Origin of the sequence: Halomonas llamarensis (genome assembly GCF_023555005.1) — a bacterium.
Taxonomy (GTDB): Bacteria; Pseudomonadota; Gammaproteobacteria; order Pseudomonadales; family Halomonadaceae; genus Vreelandella; species Vreelandella llamarensis.
The window spans coordinates 1-602 of sequence record NZ_JAMJPJ010000099.1; the positions used below are offsets into that span (position 1 = coordinate 1).

Consider the following 602-nt stretch of genomic DNA (forward strand, 5'->3'; position numbering starts at 1 on the left):
GCCGTTTACCCTCTCCGTTGACGTTGCCAGCCGCACCCATGATCTGTCGCCCAGCGACTGTTTGGATCAAGAGGCGACGCTGACCATTTGGCAGGACGGCGAGCCGCTACGCCGCGTGCATGGGGTGGTCGCTGCGCTGCATCGCGGCGATAGGGGACATCGGCGCAGCTTCTATCGGGTCGAGATTCGTCCGGCGCTGTGGCGACTATCGCTGCGCCACAACGCGCGCATTTTTCAAGACACTTCACCCTATGACGCCATCACCACCTTAGCCAGCGAGCGCGGTCTGACCGACATCGGCTTTGCCACCACCCGCACGCCCTTGGATCGAGAGTATTTAGTCCAGTACCGGGAGACCGATCTGGCCTTTATCGAGCGCGTGGCCGCCGAAGAGGGCTGCTTCTATTTTCATGAGTTTGAAAATACCGAAGGGGGTAAACACGCGTTGGTGTTTGCCGACGCCACCGTGGTGCTTCCCAGCGTGGGTGAGCGCACCTACCACGGCCGCGCCGGGGGGACGCCGCCCCGACGCCATGTGCGTAAACTCCGCCAGGTCAGCCGGGTGCGCCCCGCCTCGGCGATGCTGAAAGACTACACCTTTA

General features: G+C 62.6%; 1 protein-coding gene. It reads left to right on the forward strand.

The genetic code is table 11. The annotated features are described in order from the left end of the window. A partial coding sequence (gene vgrG / locus M8006_RS17755; RefSeq protein WP_250084549.1) for a type VI secretion system tip protein VgrG occupies positions 1-602 on the forward strand: 602 nt, incomplete at both ends.